General features: G+C 66.6%; 21 protein-coding genes, 1 other RNA gene and 1 pseudogene. 15 read left to right on the top strand and 8 right to left on the bottom strand.

The features are described 5' to 3' along the window. Window positions 1-18 precede the first annotated feature (18 nt). Window positions 19-696: a hypothetical protein gene (locus ACEQZD_RS10475; RefSeq protein WP_370185329.1), complete on the bottom strand. Its 678-nt coding sequence runs from the start codon at window positions 694-696 to the stop codon at window positions 19-21. Between the two features lie 141 nt (window positions 697-837). Here ACEQZD_RS10475 and ACEQZD_RS10470 point away from each other — a divergent pair, with 141 nt between their 5' ends. The 9 genes from ACEQZD_RS10470 (at window position 838) to ACEQZD_RS10430 (ending at window position 7,579) form a co-directional block, all read left to right on the top strand. Next, on the top strand, window positions 838-1,308 hold the full coding sequence (locus ACEQZD_RS10470; RefSeq protein ID WP_214011878.1) for a YbjN domain-containing protein: 471 nt from the start codon (window positions 838-840) through the stop codon (window positions 1,306-1,308). Next, window positions 1,251-2,000 carry a 2OG-Fe(II) oxygenase gene (locus ACEQZD_RS10465; protein WP_335629363.1) on the top strand — a complete coding sequence of 250 codons (750 nt, stop codon included), beginning with the start codon at window positions 1,251-1,253 and terminating at the stop codon, window positions 1,998-2,000. Before ACEQZD_RS10470 ends, ACEQZD_RS10465 begins: the two co-directional genes overlap by 58 nt. Window positions 2,001-2,145: 145 nt before the next feature. Further along, window positions 2,146-2,568, top strand: a complete 423-nt coding sequence (locus tag ACEQZD_RS10460) for an Hsp20 family protein (protein WP_194855361.1) — start codon at window positions 2,146-2,148, stop codon at window positions 2,566-2,568. 186 nt (window positions 2,569-2,754) lie between these two features. Continuing rightward, a complete protein-coding gene (locus tag ACEQZD_RS10455; protein ID WP_335629364.1) occupies window positions 2,755-3,273 on the top strand; it encodes a hypothetical protein in 519 nt (172 codons plus the stop codon). Window positions 3,274-3,342: 69 nt separating this feature from the next. Continuing rightward, window positions 3,343-3,439, top strand: an RNA gene (gene ffs, locus ACEQZD_RS10450) — signal recognition particle sRNA small type. Between the two features lie 111 nt (window positions 3,440-3,550). Continuing rightward, window positions 3,551-5,377 carry a DNA polymerase III subunit gamma/tau gene (gene dnaX, locus ACEQZD_RS10445; protein WP_370185326.1) on the top strand — a complete coding sequence of 609 codons (1,827 nt, stop codon included), beginning with the start codon at window positions 3,551-3,553 and terminating at the stop codon, window positions 5,375-5,377. Between the two features lie 12 nt (window positions 5,378-5,389). After that, a complete protein-coding gene (locus ACEQZD_RS10440; RefSeq protein WP_067612862.1) occupies window positions 5,390-5,707 on the top strand; it encodes a YbaB/EbfC family nucleoid-associated protein in 318 nt (105 codons plus the stop codon). After that, window positions 5,704-6,306 carry a recombination mediator RecR gene (gene recR / locus ACEQZD_RS10435; protein ID WP_142949664.1) on the top strand — a complete coding sequence of 201 codons (603 nt, stop codon included), beginning with the start codon at window positions 5,704-5,706 and terminating at the stop codon, window positions 6,304-6,306. The genes ACEQZD_RS10440 and recR overlap by 4 nt, the downstream gene beginning before the upstream one ends. Window positions 6,307-6,472: 166 nt before the next feature. After that, window positions 6,473-7,579 (top strand): acyl-CoA dehydrogenase family protein, encoded by a 1,107-nt coding sequence (locus ACEQZD_RS10430; protein ID WP_214014236.1) that lies wholly within the window; start codon window positions 6,473-6,475, stop codon window positions 7,577-7,579. A gap of 9 nt (window positions 7,580-7,588) precedes the next feature. Here the strand turns inward: ACEQZD_RS10430 and ACEQZD_RS10425 are convergent, their stop codons facing one another. Continuing rightward, entirely contained in the window at window positions 7,589-8,587 is a 999-nt protein-coding gene (locus ACEQZD_RS10425; RefSeq protein ID WP_335629366.1) for a putative solute-binding protein, read from the bottom strand. A gap of 164 nt (window positions 8,588-8,751) precedes the next feature. Beyond that, a complete protein-coding gene (locus ACEQZD_RS10420; RefSeq protein WP_335629367.1) occupies window positions 8,752-9,681 on the bottom strand; it encodes a triacylglycerol lipase in 930 nt (309 codons plus the stop codon). A 166-nt stretch (window positions 9,682-9,847) separates the two neighbouring features. On the opposite strand from ACEQZD_RS10420, the gene ACEQZD_RS10415 reads away from it, so the two are divergent. After that, a complete protein-coding gene (locus ACEQZD_RS10415; protein ID WP_370185323.1) occupies window positions 9,848-10,843 on the top strand; it encodes a lipase secretion chaperone in 996 nt (331 codons plus the stop codon). Here ACEQZD_RS10415 and gpmA read toward each other — a convergent pair. Beyond that, entirely contained in the window at window positions 10,840-11,586 is a 747-nt protein-coding gene (gene gpmA / locus ACEQZD_RS10410; RefSeq protein ID WP_142949667.1) for a 2,3-diphosphoglycerate-dependent phosphoglycerate mutase, read from the bottom strand. The two genes, ACEQZD_RS10415 and gpmA, sit on opposite strands and share 4 nt — an antisense overlap. Before the next feature lie 156 nt (window positions 11,587-11,742). On the opposite strand from gpmA, the gene rnd reads away from it, so the two are divergent. From rnd to ACEQZD_RS10385, 5 genes are read left to right on the top strand one after another with little or no spacing between them, the layout of a single operon-like run. Further along, entirely contained in the window at window positions 11,743-12,816 is a 1,074-nt protein-coding gene (gene rnd, locus ACEQZD_RS10405; protein ID WP_370185321.1) for a ribonuclease D, read from the top strand. Continuing rightward, window positions 12,813-13,127, top strand: coding sequence for a YcgL domain-containing protein (locus ACEQZD_RS10400; RefSeq protein ID WP_370185320.1), 315 nt, complete (start codon window positions 12,813-12,815; stop codon window positions 13,125-13,127). The genes rnd and ACEQZD_RS10400 overlap by 4 nt, the downstream gene beginning before the upstream one ends. Then, window positions 13,120-13,557, top strand: coding sequence for a YcgN family cysteine cluster protein (locus tag ACEQZD_RS10395; protein ID WP_142949670.1), 438 nt, complete (start codon window positions 13,120-13,122; stop codon window positions 13,555-13,557). The genes ACEQZD_RS10400 and ACEQZD_RS10395 overlap by 8 nt, the downstream gene beginning before the upstream one ends. A gap of 9 nt (window positions 13,558-13,566) precedes the next feature. Beyond that, entirely contained in the window at window positions 13,567-13,914 is a 348-nt protein-coding gene (locus ACEQZD_RS10390; RefSeq protein ID WP_255442598.1) for a hypothetical protein, read from the top strand. Next, complete coding sequence (locus ACEQZD_RS10385) at window positions 13,915-14,364, top strand: HIT family protein (protein WP_142949672.1); 450 nt, start codon at window positions 13,915-13,917, stop codon at window positions 14,362-14,364. Between the two features lie 12 nt (window positions 14,365-14,376). Here the strand turns inward: ACEQZD_RS10385 and ACEQZD_RS10380 are convergent, their stop codons facing one another. The 4 genes and pseudogenes from ACEQZD_RS10380 to ACEQZD_RS10365 form a co-directional block, all read right to left on the bottom strand. Continuing rightward, window positions 14,377-15,135 (bottom strand): class I SAM-dependent methyltransferase, encoded by a 759-nt coding sequence (locus tag ACEQZD_RS10380; protein WP_142949673.1) that lies wholly within the window; start codon window positions 15,133-15,135, stop codon window positions 14,377-14,379. Then, window positions 15,116-15,475 (bottom strand): PilZ domain-containing protein, encoded by a 360-nt coding sequence (locus tag ACEQZD_RS10375; protein WP_142949674.1) that lies wholly within the window; start codon window positions 15,473-15,475, stop codon window positions 15,116-15,118. Before ACEQZD_RS10375 ends, ACEQZD_RS10380 begins: the two co-directional genes overlap by 20 nt. 20 nt (window positions 15,476-15,495) lie before the next feature. Beyond that, window positions 15,496-15,648: a hypothetical protein gene (locus ACEQZD_RS10370; RefSeq protein ID WP_185956954.1), complete on the bottom strand. Its 153-nt coding sequence runs from the start codon at window positions 15,646-15,648 to the stop codon at window positions 15,496-15,498. Window positions 15,649-15,736: 88 nt separating this feature from the next. Then, window positions 15,737-16,152, bottom strand: a pseudogene (locus ACEQZD_RS10365) (long-chain-acyl-CoA synthetase); the annotation flags it as partial.

Raw genomic sequence — 16,152 nt, 5'->3', positions numbered from 1 at the left:
GCCGGGACGGCCGGCGGCCTAGCGGGTAATTTGCATGGAACGGTAGTACACGGCGGACTGCAGGAACTGCTCGTCGTCCAGATTGGGGATCACTTTATTGATCACGCCGTAGCTGGCCCGGCGGGTGGTGTCGACGCCCACGTCGGCGACCTTGCGCAGGATCGGGCCGAAGCCGAGCAGCGCGATGGGTTTGTTGAAATACCACTTGAGCGCTTCGTCGGTGACGCCGCGCAGGTAGGCGACCATCTCGTCCCGGGCGGCGGCGTTGGTGGTGCCGTCCTCGGCCATGTCGGCGAGACCGCGCCCCTGGGCGGCGAGCGGGTCGCTGATCGGGAAGGCCACGTACCAGTAGGCCTGGTCCGGGCCGGGGAAGCGGATCTCATCCATGTATTCGGCGGCGGCTTTGTTTTGTTCCAGGTCCATTTTGCGGGCGCTGCGGCCGATCACCAGGCGGGAGGCCTTGGAAATGGTGTCCGAGGCGACCTGCACCAGGCGCTTCTGGGTGCCGCTGAGGCCGGACATGGCGGCAGGTTGCAGGAAGAAGGCGTCCAGCGCTTCGTCGATGAAGGTGGTCATGATCTTTTCCACCACCTTGGGCTCGGGTTTGCTGGCGCCGCCGCGCATGCGCTGGATGAAGCCGTCGGTGGTCTGGTGCAGGTCGTCGCTGGAGCGGAAGGCCACGTAAGTTGTTGTCATTGTCTCTCTCTGTAGGGGAGTTTGCTGAATCATAACCACCGTTCCACCCGGCGGCGCAAGTGGGCCGATTTTCCGAGGCGACCTCTTTCCTTTAGGTTGCGAATGCCGGATGATGCGCCCCCTGAACAGAGGAGTAAGCCGATGCTGACGGTGGTCACGCCGGATGCGGAGCAAGTCACGCGCTGGCTGGAACAGGCCAACATCCAACACTATATCTGCGACCAGTGCCATGGCCTGCATCTTTCCGAACTGCAGGGCCGGGAAGGGGTGGTGGACGCGCGTCTGTTCGTGGAAGAAGACGGGGTGTTGTTCTCCACCGAGCTGGAAGTCAGGCCGGCGGCGTTGTTCACGGTGCAGGCGGATCTTACCCGGCTGAACATGGATTACCCCTCGCTGAAGCTGTTCCTGGACGTCAACGACGACTCCATGCCCCGGCTGGTCGCCTGCGACCTGCTGCTGGGCCGCCGGGGCGTCACCTTCGAGCAGTTTCTCTATTTCGTGCAGGCGACGCTGGACGCCACCGTGCAACTGCTGGAAGATTCTCAGCAGGCCGATTGGTTGTTCTGGCCCGACGACGATGTCCCGCCCGCCGAACCGGGCTCGTTGCACTAATACGGCATTCGCCTTCCGAGGATCCCGCCCTGGAAAATCACGCTGATCTGTTCGACGGCGGCAGCCCCCGCTGCCAGCGGCTGATCGATGATCTGGTGGCCCGGCAGTACGCCGTGGCGCCCAATTACTTCCCCGCCCACCTGGTACGCGCCCTGCGCCGCGAGGCCTTGCTGCGTGACCGGCGTGGGGAATTCCAGAGTGCCGGCATCGGCCGGCGCGGCGAACACCAGCACAACGCCCGCGTGCGCCGCGACCGCACCCTGTGGCTGGACGGGTCGACGCTGGCCCAGTGCCGTCTGCTGGGCGAGTTCGAGCAACTGCGGCTGGCGGTGAACCGGCAGCTGTTCATGGGCTTGTTCGATCTCGAATCCCACTTCGCGGTGTACGACCCCGGGGCGTTCTACCGGCGCCACCTGGACGCCTTCAACGGCCGCAACGGGCGGGTATTGTCCGTGGTGGTGTACCTGAACGATCAATGGCGCAGCGAAGAGGGCGGCCGCCTCCGTGTCTGGGCCGACCCGGACGCGATTCACCCGGCCACCGAAGTGGAGCCGCGCGCCGGTACCCTGGTGTGCTTTCTCAGCGACCGGATTCCCCATGAGGTACTGGAAGCCCGCCGCCAGCGGGTCTCCGTGGCCGGCTGGTTCCGTTGTAACAACAGCACCGCGGACCGTCCCGACCCGCCCCGCTAATCCCTTCTTGAAAGCCTTGAAATCCGTTTTGGTGACCCTATTTATTTCACCGTGACGAACAGCCGGCTGAAGTTGTCACGCCTACTTGAAGATTGTTTGCGCGGTCGCCTGCGGGGACCGCTTACGATGCTATGGAGGTAACGTGATGAATACTTTGGCACCCCTTTTCCGGCACAGCGTGGGTTTCGACCGGTTCGACGACTGGTTGGAAACGGCCCTGCGTTCGGATCAGTCCAACGGCTACCCGCCCTATGACATTATCCGCGAAAGCGACGGCACCTACCGGGTGGTGATGGCGGTGGCCGGCTTCAGCCGCGCCGACCTGGACATCACCGTGCAGGAAAACCTGCTGCGCATCAGCGGCAAACCGGCGGAAGAAGACAGCGAGCAGCGCACCTGGCTGCATCGGGGCATTGCCCGCCGCGGTTTCGAACGCAGCTTCCGGCTCGCCGACCACGTTCAGGTGGAGGGCGCGACCATGGAAGACGGCCTGCTGATCGTGCATCTGTCCCGGGTGGTTCCGGAGGCGCACAAACCGCGCCAGATCCCGATCGGGGAACCGCACTAAACCGCCCGAAGGGCCGGCCCGCGCCGGCCCTGTTTCGTTTATCCCGTTTCGATATGAGCGCTCCGCCCATATAGCAAAGCAATCTAGCTTCTTCACTGCGTACCCCGGCGCCCCGGTAGCACAATCGAAGGCGAGGGCCCGGAGAGGGCGGTACCGGGCCGGCCCAAGGTGACAGGGAGAAGCATCATGAAACGGTTCTATTATCTGACCGCGTCGATCGACAGCGTGCAGCATATTTCCCGGGATCTGGACCGCGCCGGCATCGACGCCGGGCGGTTGCACGTGCTGGGGCGCGACCCGGGGCCGCTGGAAGCGGCCAAGGTGCACGGCACCACCATCTGGGAAGACACCGAGATCATGCACACCGGCTTTCTGGGCGCGCTGATCGGCGCCATCGCCGGCATCGTGTTGGGCTTCATGCTGGCGGGCATGGACCCCTGGGGCTGGCAGCTGTCCGTGAGCGTGGTGCCGATCACCACCTTGTTCGGCCTGTGCCTCGGCGCCTGGATGGGCGGCATCTTCGGTATCTCGTCGCGCAACCACCACCTGCGGCCCTATTGGCGCGAGGTGGAGAAGGGCCAGTACCTGGTGATGGTGGACGCCGATGACGACGCCCAGGCCGGGCGCATCGTGCGGGTCATGAAGGACAGCCACGGCGAGGCCCGGGAAGTGGGCCGCGAGGATTCTTTCAGCCCGTTCGACTGAGCCGCGCTTGCAAAGAATCCGGCCTTTGGCCACAATGCGCGCTCGCTGAAAAGCGCGTTATGGCCGACCCGCTGGTCCCCCCGCAACGACAAACTGTAAACCCCGCCAGGCCCGGAAGGGAGCAACGGTAGCAGTGGACTCGTGTGCCGGGGTGCGGCTGGCGGGAAGGCCTCCAATTTCTTCCCCCGTCACGCCCCTCCCGCTGTCTTAAACCGGTCAGATTCGCTAGCATACGGCTTTCCCCCGAAGCCCCGGATAGCCCTTTGGCTGGAGAGCGATGAGTTACCAGGTTCTCGCCCGCAAATATCGACCGCGCACCTTCGACGAGCTGGTGGGCCAGGAGCATGTGTCCCGGGCGCTCACCCACGCGCTGGATCAGGACCGCCTGCACCACGCCTATTTGTTCACCGGCACCCGCGGGGTCGGCAAGACCACCATCGCGCGCATCCTGTCCCGCTGTCTGAACTGCGAAGAGGGGGTCAGCAGCCGCCCGTGCGGGGTCTGCCCCACCTGCGAGGAAATCGGCGAAGGCCGCTTCGTGGATCTGATCGAGGTGGATGCCGCCAGCCGTACCAAGGTGGAGGACACCCGCGAGCTGCTCGAGAATGTGCAGTACGCGCCCACCCGGGGCCGCTACAAGGTGTACCTGATCGATGAGGTGCACATGCTTTCGGCGCACTCCTTCAATGCGTTGCTGAAGACGCTGGAAGAGCCGCCGCCGCACGTTAAATTCCTGCTCGCCACCACCGATCCCCAGCGTCTGCCGGTAACGGTGCTGTCCCGCTGTCTGCAGTTCAGCCTCAAGGCGCTGCCCGCCGAGCAGATCGCCGGCCACCTGAAAGCCCTGCTCGAGCGCGAGATGATCCGCTTCGAGGAGCCGGCGCTGCTGGCCCTGGGCCGGGCGGCGCAGGGTTCCATGCGCGACGCCCTGAGCCTCACCGACCAGGCGATTTCGTTCGGCGGCGAGCAGCTCAGCGCCCAGTCGGTGAGCGCCATGCTGGGCACCGTGGACCGGGGCCATGTGCATACCCTGCTGGAAGCGCTGGCCGGTGGCGAAGCCGCCGGTGTGCTGCAGGGGCTGGCGGCGATCGCCGAGCACGCGCCCGACGAGCTGGCCCTGCTCGATGAGCTGGTATCCGCCCTGCACGAGCTGGCGGTGATCCAGGCGCTGGGCGGGGAGGGCGCCGACCCGACCATGGCGGGCCTGGCGGAGCGCTTCCAGGCGGAACAGATTCAACTCTATTACGACGTGGCGCTGCGCGGACGGCGGGATATCCAGGACGCTCCGGACGCGCGGGCGGCCCTGGAAATGATCCTGCTGCGCATGGTGCTGTTTTCCCCGCGTGGCGTGCTGCCGGGCGGGGAGGCCCGCGCCCCGGCAAAAAAGCCTGACGCCCCGGCGCCCTCGCCCCAGGGCGGCGGCGGGCCGGGGGATTTGCGCGCCTTGCTCGGCGGTGACACGGGCCGACGCACCGCGCCCAAGGAGCCGGTGGCGCCGGAGCCCCGGGCCGAAGCAACACCACCCGCCGAGCCGCCGCCGGCTGAGCGCGCGCCCGCCGAAGCCCCGGCTGCGCGCGGAGAGTCGTCGGCCACGTCATCCGCGCCCGCCCCGGCGCCGGCCTCCGAACCGGAGCCCGTGTCCGAGCCCGAGCCGCAGGCCGAGCCCACGCCAATGCCGCTGGCGGAGCCGGAATCCGATCAGGACGTGGGCTCCTGGTGGGCCGCCCTGGTGGAGCGCCTGCCGCTGGACGGCGCGGCGCGCAACCTGGCCCGCAACACGGTGCTGGCGGCCCGCCAGGAGAACCAGTGGACCCTGCGCCTGAGCACTGGCCACCAGGTGCTGGTGAACCCGGAGCGTACCCAGGAGCTGGCCGGCGCCCTCAGCGACTATTTTCAGCGCCGTATCCGGCTCAATCTGGAATACGACGCCGACGCCGGCGACACCCCCGAGGCCATCGACCAGGAGCGCCGCCGGGTGCGGCTGGAGGAAGCGCGCGGCGCCTTGCTGGAAGACCGCACCGTGCAGACCCTGATTCAGCAGTTCAACGCCCGGCTGGATGAAAGCAGCATCCAGCCCCGGGACCACGACCAACCCACCGATTGAAAAAGGTGCGTCATGGATTTCGATATGAACAACCTTCTCCAGCAGGCACAGCAGATGCAGGAGAAGATGAAGAAAGCCCAGGAAGAGGCCGCCAACGCGGAAGTCACCGGTGAAGCCGGCGCCGGCCTGGTGAAGGTGGTCATGAACGGCCGCCACGACGTGAAGAATGTGTCCCTGGATCCGAGCCTGATGAGCGAGGACAAGGAAATGCTGGAAGACCTGCTGGCGGCGGCGGTCAACGACGCGGTGCGCCGGGTGGAAAGCAGCCAGAAAGACATGATGAAGGGCATGACCGACGGCTTCCCCTTCCCGCCGGGGTTCAAGCCGTGAAGCACACTCCCCTGGTGGAGAAACTGATCCAGTCGTTCACCTGCCTGCCCGGGGTGGGGCCGCGCTCCGCCCAGCGCATGGCCTACGCGCTGCTGGAACGGGGCCGCGACGACGGCCGCGGCCTGGCGGCGGCGCTGAACGCGGCCATGGACGGCGTTAAACAGTGCCGCCGCTGCCGCAACTACGCCGAGCAGGAGCTGTGTCCGGTCTGCCAGGACCCGCGTCGCGACCCGGGCCTGGTGTGCATCGTTGCCTCGCCGGCGGACGTGCTGGCGGTGGAGCAATCGGCGGAATACCGGGGCCACTATTTCGTGCTGATGGGCGAGCTGTCGCCGCTGGACGGCGTCGGCCCCCGCGAGCTGGGCCTGGACGTGCTGGAAGCGCGCCTCAACGAAGGCCAGATCCAGGAGCTGATCCTGGCCACCGGCACCACCGTGGAAGGCGAGGCCACCGCGCACTACGTGCTGGACCTGGCCCGGGAAGCCGGCGTCAGCGTCACCCGCATCGCCCAGGGCGTGCCCATGGGCGGTGACCTGGAATTCGTCGACGGCGCCACCCTGGCCCAGGCCCTGCGCGGCCGCCGGCCGTTCTCTTCCTGATCCATTCCTGAACCGCGCGGGCGTCGCCCGCGTGTCCCTTGCGGTTACCTTGCTGCTTTTCCTCCACGGGGCTACCATACGAACCAAGCAAGCGCTTGGTTTATGACGCTCGATACAATAAGGAGGTCCCGTGCCTGAACTGTCCTATTTCGACGATACCCACCGCATGGTCCGCGACACCGTGCGCAGCTTCGTTCAGCGTGAAATTCTGCCCTACGTCAACGATTGGGAAGAAGCCGGGGAATTCCCCCGCGAGCTTTATAAGAAGGCGGCGGAGGCCGGCATTCTCGGTATCGGCGCACCGGAGAAATGGGGCGGCAGCGGTGAAGACGTGTTCATGAAAGTGGCCGCCTGCGAAGAAATGGTGCGCTGCACTTCCGGCGGCGTGGGCGCCAGCCTGGGGTCGCTGGACATCGGCCTGCCGCCGGTCTGGAAATGGGGCTCGGAAGCGCTTCAGGAGAAGGTGGTGCCGCCGGTGCTGGCCGGCGACAAGATCGCCGCGCTGGCGGTCACCGAGCCGGGCGGCGGCTCCGACGTGGCCAACCTGCGCACCCGCGCGGTACGCGACGGCGACCACTATGTGGTGAACGGCAGCAAGACCTTCATTACCAGCGGCGTGCGCGCCGACTATTACACCGTGGCGGTGCGCACCGGCGATCCGGGCTTCGGCGGCATCTCGCTGCTGTTGGTGGAGAAGGACACCCCCGGCTTCACCGTCGGCCGCAAGCTCAAGAAGATGGGCTGGTGGGCGTCCGATACCGCCGAGCTGTTCTTCGAGGACTGCCGGGTGCCGGCGGAAAATCTGATCGGCGCGGAGAACGGCGGCTTTTTCTGCATCATGAGCAACTTCCAGATGGAGCGCCTGATTCTCGCGGTCACCGCAAACATGACCGCCCAGGTGGCCCTGGACGAAGCCATGGCCTATGCCCGCGAGCGCGAGGCGTTCGGCCGCCCGATCGCCGGCTTCCAGGTGACCCGCCACAAGCTGGCGGAAATGGCCACCCAGGTGGCGGTGAGCCGGGAGTTCACCTACCGGGTGGCGGCGCGGCTGGCCAACGGCGAGGACTGCGTTCTGGACGTGTCCATGGCCAAGAACCAGGCCACCCAGTGCGCCGACCGGGTGACCTGGGACGCGGTGCAGATCTTCGGTGGCGCCGGCTATATGCGCGGCACCGTGGTGGAGCGGCTGTTCCGCGACAACCGCATCCTCTCCATCGGCGGCGGCACCTACGAGATCATGAACGAGGTGATCGCCAAGCGTCTGGGGCTGTAGTTCGGCGCCTCAGGCGCCGGTGCACTCGGCCCGGGAGCTGTTCAGCTTGCAGCGCACTTTGCGCAGCAGGTCGAGCATGTCCGGATCGTAGTGGCCCTCGTTACGCATCTGGTCGCGGGCGTCCTGCATCATGACTTCGTATTCCTGCTTGTCCTTGGCGGGGATGTCCACCCACCACTTGTCGTCCACCACCGACGCTTCCCGTTCCACCTGCTCCAGCACCTGGTCGAGACTGTTGTAGAAGTACTCCCGTGAGGTCTGGGCCATTTCCTCGGGGAAGCGGTCGGCCTTGGCGATCAGCTGGATTGAGAGCTGCACCAGCGGGTAGTCGATGATGCCGCCGTCCGGTTCCAGGCCCTTGTAGAGTTCCAGCACGTTGTAGGCCACCAGCGGGGCGGCGATCACATCCACCACGCCGTTGTTGAACTTGCCGGCGAAATTGGTGATGTCCGAGGGCACCGGCGTGGCACCGGCGGCGGCCACCAGCTTGGCCTGGGTGGGGTCGTAGTCGAGCACCGCCACTTTTTTGCCGGCCGCCTTGGCCAGGGTGTTCACGCGCCGGTCGTTGACGAAGATGTAGGCGGCGCCGATCGGCGCGATGCCCATGACTTCATAGGAGTTGGCGGTCAGCTTGTCGGCGCTGTTGGGGTGCGCCAGTACCTGCAGGGCGATCTTCATGTGTTCCATGGTGGGAATGGCGCCGATGGAATCCAGGGTGCCCGCGTAGGTGTTGAACTGGCGCGCGCGGATACCGGTCATCAGGGCGGCGTCACACACCCCGGCCTTGAGGTCTTCCGCGACCACCGATTCGTTGGTGTACACCTTCAGGTTGGCGTCCAGCCCCCAGTTCATGGCTTCGGTGCGCCAATCCTGCATGGCGGCCATGGTGGGGCCGACCTTGCCGGCGATGTCGAAGACGCAGATGTCCCGTTCGATGGTTTCCGCCGTGGCCACGGAAGAGGCCAGCAACAGGCCGGAAGCAAGAAACGCTTTGAGGGTTGTTGTCATGATTATGGTCCTTCATAGGAAAAGCTGCCGAGTACCCGATGTTAGAGGGGCGGGGCAAGGACACAAAACCATGGCGCCGGGCGCGCTGAGCGTTTCGGTCACCCGGCGCGGGAACTTTCGCCCGCCGTGGCCGGCGGGCGGTTTTTTGCCGGTGGCGCCGCCTTTCAGAAGCTGTAGTTCTTCAGGCGGTTGGCCTGCTGGCGATACAGGGTTACCGGGTCGGTGCTCCAGATATCGTGCAGGCCCAGCACCTGGTTGACCTCGTCCAGGTGGTTCATGCGGTAGTCGTCGCGGATCACCATGCCCAGATGGCTGGAACAGCTGCTCACCAGGCCGTCGTTCTTTTCGCCCAGGAAGACGATGGAGGTGGCGCCGAGCAGCGCGTCGGACGGATCGAAACCGTTGGTCAGCGGTTTGGCGCCGCTCCAGGAGAAGTAGGACACGCCGTTGCCGGCCTCGCGCTGGCCTTCACCGCAGTATTCGGCGGGCACGCCTTCCGGGTAGAGCTGGTTGAAGGCCAGGGTTTCCTCGGTGGTCAGCGCCTTGAGCGCGGCCATGATGTCCTGCTGATTGCCGCCGCCGGAAAACAGGTCGATCAGGCCGGCCAGGGCGTTGCCCAGATAGCCGATCAGGTCGCCGGAGAAGGGCACGTTGTCGGACACGCCCTGCAGCACGTCGGCCATGCGCGCGCCCCAGTTGACGCCGCCCACGCTGCTCACCGAGGCCACCATCTGCGGGTAGACCGAAGCCACGTAGCGGGCGGTGGGGCCGCCGTGGCTGTGGCCGATCAGATTGACCTTGCCGGCGCCGGTGGTGGCGAGGATGTCTTCCACCTGGCGGGCCAGCTGTTCGCCGCGCACCTCGGTGTCCTCGGCGGCGCTGACCTGGGTCACGTAGACCTCGGCGCCGCCCTGGCGCAGTTCCTCGGGGATGCGGTACCAGTAGTCCACGCCGACGGCGCTGTCGAAGCCGAACAGGCCGTGCACCAGCACGATGGGGTAACGGGTTTCGGTGTAATCCGCGGTGGCCAGGCCGGGCAGTGACAGAACCGCCAGGGCCATGACCCCTATGAGAGTCCGGGTTAAGGTTTTCATAAGCTTCCCTGTTTTTTTTGTTGTCGAATGTCTTGGTTCACCGGTCGGTCCTTGTTTTTTATCGACCGGTGGTTTGATGCTAGCCTTACTACTGGCGGTGGTTCACTAATAAAAAAGTACCAATCCGACTAGCGGTCGACAGGGAACAACTGAACGGAGAACAACAATGAAAGGACCTCTGGCCCTGGCGGCGACCATGTCGTTGCTGGTGGTGACGCTGGCGCTGATGGGCGTGTGGTGGCGGGAAACGCCATCGAAACCGGCGCCGGTCCGGTCGGACGCGCCGGCGGCGGACCCGGACGGCGGCGAATCCGAGTTCCAGGACTATGTGGCCCGCGGACGCAAGCTCGGCGAAGAGCCGGCGTCCTGGCGCGGCACCGTGCCCGACGGCGCCCTGCGCGAGGACGAGCGCGGCAATCTGATTGTCTCGGAGGAGGTGCGGCGGCGTTTCGATTATTTCCTCTCCGCTCTGGGCGAAGAGGAGCTGAACGTGCTGCGCGGCCGGGTGGCGGCCCACTTGCGGGGCGCGCTTTCGGAGAGGGCGGCCCGCCAGGCGTGGGATCTGTTCGAGCGCTATATCGGTTATCGGTCCGCCCTGCGCGAGCTGGACGAGCACGACGGCAGCGTCGCCGGCATGCGGCAAAGCCTGGAAGAGCGCCGCGCGCTGCGCGACCAGTGGTTCAGCGCCGCCACCCGCGAGGCGTTTTTCGGCTTCCGCGACCGCTACGCGGACTTCGCCTTGCAGCGGCGCGCACTGTTGGAAAACGAGCAACTCGAGCCGGCCGAGAAGCAGGCCCGGCTGGAGGCGCTGGAGGCGGGCCTGCCGGAGGACATGCGCGAGATGGTGCGCGCCTCGCGGCGGCCCTCGGAGGTGGCCGAGGCGGTGCGGCAATTACGCGAGCAGGGCGCCCCGGAGGCGCGCGTCTATCAGTATCGGGAACAGCGGCTCGGGGCGGAGGCCGCCGAGCGCCTGGGCGAACTGGACCGGCGCCGGGAGGCGTGGCGTGAGCGCTATCAGGCGTACCAGGCACAGCGCCGCGCCATCGAGGACAGCGGCCTGGCGGAGGAAGATCGGGAGGATGCGATCCAGCGCCTGCGCGCCTCGCTGTTCGATGAAGCGGAACAGCGGCGCGTGCGGGCGCTGGATCGGATCGGCGGTTAGCCCTTGGTTTGGTTGGCCACCGCCTCGGCGGCCTTGGCGGCCGCTTCCTGGTCGCCCAGGTAGTAGTTCTTGATCGGCTTCAGATCGTCGTCCAGCTCATAGACCATGGGAATGCCGGTGGGGATATTGAGCTTGACGATGTCCTCGTCGGAGATGCCGCTCAAATGCTTGACCAGCGCGCGCAGGCTGTTGCCGTGGGCGCAGATCAGCACCTGCTTGCCGGCGCGCACCTGGGGCTCGATCTCCTGCTGGTAGTAGGGCAGGAAACGGTCCACGGTGTCCTTGAGGCTTTCCGACAGCGGGATACGGTCCTCGTCCAGGTCCTTGTAGACGCGCAGACGGCCGGCGTAGCGCTCATCGTCGCGGTCCATCTTGGGCGGCGGCGTGTCATAGCTGCGGCGCCAGATCAGCACCTGCTCGTCGCCGTATTTCTCGGCGGTTTCCGCCTTGTTGAGGCCCTGCAGCGCACCGTAGTGACGCTCGTTGAGACGGTAATCGCGGATCACCGGAATCCACATCTGATCCATGCCGTCGAGGATGGTCCAAAGGGTGCGGATGGCGCGCTTGAGCACCGAGGTGTAGGCCATATCGAATTCGAAGCCGGCTTCCTTCAGCAACTCGCCGGCCTGGCGGGCTTCCTCGCGGCCTTGATCGGTGAGGTCCACGTCTTTCCAGCCGGTGAAGCGGTTTTCCTTGTTCCAGACGCTCTGGCCGTGGCGGACCAGTACCAATTTGGTGCTCATGGCGGTTTCCTGTGCAACTGACGATTCAGAGGGCGCAAAGGGTAGCAGAAACCGGCGCTGAAATTGAGTGCCGCCGGGCCGTCTCACCGGCACGCGTTTCAGCCGCCGCCCGCGACCCGTATAATGCCGGCACATTCAGCGACGCAACGGACTCCCATGGCGTACATCTGGTGCGACAGCACCGACTCCCTGCGGGACTGGGCCGATGGCCTGGCTCCGGATCAGCCGCTTTACCTGGACACCGAGTTCATGCGCGAACGGACCTACTTTCCGCGCCTGGCCCTGGTGCAAGTGCATGACGGCGAGCATATTCGTCTGATCGACACCACCCGGGTGGACCCGCCGGCGCTGGTGCCGTTGTTCGCCGAACGGCCGTTGATCATGCACGCCTGCTCGGAAGACCTGGAGGCGCTGGCGTCGTTCGCCGGCGCTTACCCGGAGCGGGTCCGCGACACCCAGATCGCCGCGGCGCTCACCGGCGAGGACATGCAGGTGGGCTATCAGCGTCTGGTGGAGAACCGCATGGGGGTGAGCCTGGCCAAGGGCGCCACCCGCACCGACTGGCTGAAGCGGCCGCTCAGCGAGGAGCAGTTGCTGTACGCCGAGGACGACGTCAAGTATCTGCCGGAGCTCGCCGAGCAGCTTCAGGCCGAGCTGGAGCGGTTGGGGCGGCTGGACTGGTGGTATGAGGAATGCGCGCGGCTGCGCGACGACGCCCGCCGCCGCGCCGAGCCCCAGGCGGTGTGGCGCCAGGTGAAGGGCGCCGGCCATCTGCAGGGCCGCGAACTGGCGGTGCTGGAAGCGCTCGCCGACTGGCGCGAAGCCACCGCCCGTGAGCGGGACCTGCCCAAGGGCTTCGTGCTGCGCGACAATACCCTGCTGGACCTGAGCCGCGCCGCCGTGCGCGGCCGCGTGGACCTGCAGAAGCTGGGGTTGCACCCGCGCGCCATCCGCCGCGACGGCGACGCGCTGCTGGCGCTGATCGAGCAGGCCGCCAAGGCGGAGCCGCCGGTGCCGCTGCCCGGGCCCCTGGACCCGGAGCAGCGCGGCATGGTGAAGGCGCTGCGCGAGCGGGTAGGGCGGATCGCCGAGGAATTGTCACTGAAACCCGATGTGCTGGTGCGGCGCCGCTGGCTGGAAGCGCTGGTCCGCGATCCCGACGCGCTGCCGGAGCCGCTCACCGGCTGGCGTGAGGAGCTGGTCGCGCGGCCATTGAGAGAGATGCTATGAGTGCTTCAAGTCTGCTTAAGGGCAAGCTGTTCTGCTCGATCTACAAGAGCCGCAAGCGCGCGGACATGTATTTGTACGTGCCCCGGGGCAAGGGGCTTCAGGACCTGCCGGAGGCGCTCGCCGAGCAGTTCGGCCCGGGCGTGCACGTCACCGATCTGATTCTGTCGCCGGAGCGCCCGCTGTCCCGCGCCGACGTCAACAAGGTCATGGCCGCCGTGCAGCAGCAGGGCTTTTACCTGCAGATGCCACCGCCGCCGGATCCGGATCTGTATCTGGCCGACGGCCACCCGGACCGCCCGCGCCGTGCGTGAGCGCTTCTGGGAGCTGCCCCTGGAGCAGCTCGACGCCCGTGAGTGGGAGGCCCTGTGCGATGGCTGCGGGCGCTGCTGTCTGGTTAAACTGGAAGACGAGGACAGCGGCGAGGTGGCCTTCACCGACGTGGCCTGTGGTTACCTGGACACCGAACAGTGCCGCTGCCGGGTGTACCCGGAGCGCCATCACTATGTGCCGGATTGTGTTGAGGTCACCGCCGAGGTGGCGCAGCATTTCGACTGGCTGCCCGACACCTGCGCCTACCGCCTGCGCGCCCGCGGCCGGCCGTTGAAAGCCTGGCACCCGTTGCGGTCCGGGCGGGCGGAGTCGGTCCGCGAGGCCGGGGTCAGCGTGGCCGGGCGGGTGGTCAGCGAAACCACGGTGGATGAAGCGGACCTGGAAGAGCGTATTATTCACTGGGTGAACTGAGGAGAGATCGTGACGACGAAAGCCTATTTGTGGGGATGGTTCGCCTATTTGCTCGGCTCGGTGGGCGTGCTGTTCGTGCTCTGGTACATCACCCGGCCGCTGCGCGGCTGGCTGCGGCTGCCGCTGCGCGCCCTGGCGGCGGCGCTGCTGTTGATGCCCTGGCCGGTGTCGCCGAACCACCAGGAATGGGGGCCGGCCTGGGTGGTCAGCCTGTTCGACGGTCTGGCCCGGGAAGACGTGAGCCTGTGGCGTGCCGGCGGGCCTCTGCTGGCCGTGTTGCTGCTGGCGCTGTTGTTGGCCGGCGCGGAAATCTGGCGCCAGCGGCGCAAGCAAGATTACCTGCAATCGGAGAACTGAGTGGCTGACTGCGTGTTTTGCCAGATACTGGAGGGGCGCGCCGAGGGCAGCGTGGTCTACCGGGATGAGCGGGCCATCGTGCTGCTGGACCTGTTTCCGGTGCGCGAGGCCCACTGCCTGGTGATTCCGGTGCAGCACCAGCCCCTGCTTCAGGACCTGGAGCCGGACCTCTGCGCCCATCTGTTCGAGCTGGCCCGGCGTACCATTCGTGCGCACAAGCGGGCCGGCCTGGACGTGCTGGCCCACAACGTGATCGTCAACGACGGCCGCGAAGCCAACCAGCACGTGCCCCATGTGCATGTGCACGTGATTCCCCGCCGTGGCGGCGACACCCTGGCCACCGCGCTGACCTGGGGCACGCGCATGATGAACATCTTCGGACTGGCCAAGCGCCGCCGCCGGCTGGACCGCCTGGCCGGCCTGCTCGCCGAGCACTTCCCCGAATCCTGACGGCGCCCGCTTTTATCCGGCCGGTCTTGGTGGCCGCGCGCAGACCCGCAGTTGCAGCGGCCAGCGCACGGTTCTTTCCGCTTCTCCCCAGTGTTCCCGCAGCACCGGCAGGAACGCCGCCAGCGGGTCGTCGCCGTGGTCGCGGGCTTTGACCAGTGCCGACCAGGTATCCAGATAGCCGGCCATGTCCTGCCAGTGCCATTGCCGTTCCAGCGGCATGGGCGGCGGGCCTTCGAGCTCCGGCCAGGGCAGGGTGACGCTTCGGTAGCCCTCGATCACCAGCCAGCGCGCCGCCGGCCACCAGGGTTTCAGGGTGCGGTCGTGGAAGTCCTCGATCAGGCCCTCCAGGCCGGCCACGCTGCACAGTCCATAGCTGATGATCGCCAGCAGCCCCTCGTCGCGCAGCACGCGGGCGCTCTCATGGAAAAAAGCGGGCAGGGGGAACCAGTGCAGCGCCTGCGCCACGGTGATCAGATCGACGCTGTTGTCGGCGACCGGCAAGGCGTCCGCGTGCGCCGCCAGATAATGGCTGGTGCCGGGCGGGGCCGCTTTGAGCTGATCGACACTGACGTCGCCGCCGAGCACGGTGTCGAACCAGGGTTCCAGCGCGCGGCAGGCCTGTCCGCTGCCGCAACCCAGATCCAGGGCGAGACGGTGGCCGGGGCTGTGCCGCGCCAGCCACTGGAACAGGGCGGCGGGGTAGTCGGGGCGGTGGCTCTGGTAGTCGCCGCCGCGGTGAAACAGCGGGCGCTCAGTGTTCGTCGAGGTCATGGTCTTGGTCGAAGCGCGCCGACCAGAACCGGCCGTCACTGCGTTCCAGGTTGAGCGCGATGCCCGCGCGCCATTGTCCCAGCGGCGCGGCGCACCAGGCGATGGTGCCGTACAGATGAAGGCGGCGCTCGTCCCCGGGCAGCGTAATCCACAGTTCCACATCGGTATCCGGCGTGATGGAGTGGGGGAACGCCACCCCCAGGCCGGTTCGGGACACATCCCGGCATAGCAGATGCAGCGACTCCTCGTCCGCCGCCGGCGGATCCCGACGCAGGGTCAGGGACACCCCCCGGGGCGGGTCGCGGCGTGGATGATGACGGTGCTCTTGCTGGGACGACATGGATCACCCGTTCAAATGATTCACCCGTAAATTTGCCGGTCCACCACGTAGGCGGCCCCGGCGATCACCACCGTCACCATAAACAAAAAACCGAGGAACAGCAGGGCCGGCTTAACGGATTTGGGAAGCGGCTCGGTGGGCCGCTCGCGGTGTCTTGCTTGTGGGTCTTGCATGGTCTGGGCCTTTGCTGGCGGCGCAATAAATACCCTGAAGTATCGGATATTCAGACCCGGGAAGAAACCATCTTGTCGGGCACGGGCTTCAGAAGCGATACCGTCCGGCTTCGATGCCCGCCTGGATCTCCGGCGTGAGGCGCTGGTAGCCGCTCTCGCCGGGCAGCAGCACATAGACCGGGTTGTTGTGCCGGTTCAGATCGTACTTCTCTTCCTTCAGCGTGTTCTTCTGGTGCTTGAAGGTGCCGGTGGTCTCCACGCCGTGGTCGGTGACGCGCAGGAACAGCGGGATCGCGTAGGGCGGCAGCTCGCGCTTGAGGTAGCTGCTCAGGGCGGGCCAGTCCACTTCCTCGTGCGGGCGGTCGAGACGCAGCTCGGCCATGCCGGCGCGGCCGTTGGTGCCGGGGATTTCCACGCCGTAGACCACGGATTCGACGATCTGCTCGAAGCCGTCGAGAATCTGCTCCACCTCGGTGGTGGAGACGTTCTCGCCCTTCCAGCGGA

The sequence above is a fragment of the Alloalcanivorax sp. genome, assembly GCF_964221125.1.
Lineage (GTDB): Bacteria > Pseudomonadota > Gammaproteobacteria > Pseudomonadales > Alcanivoracaceae > Alloalcanivorax > Alloalcanivorax venustensis.
This window is presented reverse-complemented; position numbering and strand designations above follow the sequence as displayed.

Bases quoted from the DNA above. Each gene is read 5' to 3' on its own strand.
- ACEQZD_RS10475 (WP_370185329.1), bottom strand. From the start codon at position 696: ATGACAACAACTTACGTGGCCTTCCGCTCCAGCGACGACCTGCACCAG.
- ACEQZD_RS10470 (WP_214011878.1), top strand. From the start codon at position 838: ATGCTGACGGTGGTCACGCCGGATGCGGAGCAAGTCACGCGCTGGCTG.
- ACEQZD_RS10460 (WP_194855361.1), top strand. From the start codon at position 2,146: ATGAATACTTTGGCACCCCTTTTCCGGCACAGCGTGGGTTTCGACCGG.
- ACEQZD_RS10455 (WP_335629364.1), top strand. From the start codon at position 2,755: ATGAAACGGTTCTATTATCTGACCGCGTCGATCGACAGCGTGCAGCAT.
- dnaX (WP_370185326.1), top strand. From the start codon at position 3,551: ATGAGTTACCAGGTTCTCGCCCGCAAATATCGACCGCGCACCTTCGAC.
- ACEQZD_RS10440 (WP_067612862.1), top strand. From the start codon at position 5,390: ATGGATTTCGATATGAACAACCTTCTCCAGCAGGCACAGCAGATGCAG.
- ACEQZD_RS10430 (WP_214014236.1), top strand. From the start codon at position 6,473: ATGGTCCGCGACACCGTGCGCAGCTTCGTTCAGCGTGAAATTCTGCCC.
- ACEQZD_RS10425 (WP_335629366.1), bottom strand. From the start codon at position 8,587: ATGACAACAACCCTCAAAGCGTTTCTTGCTTCCGGCCTGTTGCTGGCC.
- ACEQZD_RS10420 (WP_335629367.1), bottom strand. From the start codon at position 9,681: ATGAAAACCTTAACCCGGACTCTCATAGGGGTCATGGCCCTGGCGGTT.
- ACEQZD_RS10415 (WP_370185323.1), top strand. From the start codon at position 9,848: ATGAAAGGACCTCTGGCCCTGGCGGCGACCATGTCGTTGCTGGTGGTG.
- gpmA (WP_142949667.1), bottom strand. From the start codon at position 11,586: ATGAGCACCAAATTGGTACTGGTCCGCCACGGCCAGAGCGTCTGGAAC.
- rnd (WP_370185321.1), top strand. From the start codon at position 11,743: ATGGCGTACATCTGGTGCGACAGCACCGACTCCCTGCGGGACTGGGCC.
- ACEQZD_RS10400 (WP_370185320.1), top strand. From the start codon at position 12,813: ATGAGTGCTTCAAGTCTGCTTAAGGGCAAGCTGTTCTGCTCGATCTAC.
- ACEQZD_RS10380 (WP_142949673.1), bottom strand. From the start codon at position 15,135: ATGACCTCGACGAACACTGAGCGCCCGCTGTTTCACCGCGGCGGCGAC.
- ACEQZD_RS10375 (WP_142949674.1), bottom strand. From the start codon at position 15,475: ATGTCGTCCCAGCAAGAGCACCGTCATCATCCACGCCGCGACCCGCCC.
- ACEQZD_RS10370 (WP_185956954.1), bottom strand. From the start codon at position 15,648: ATGCAAGACCCACAAGCAAGACACCGCGAGCGGCCCACCGAGCCGCTT.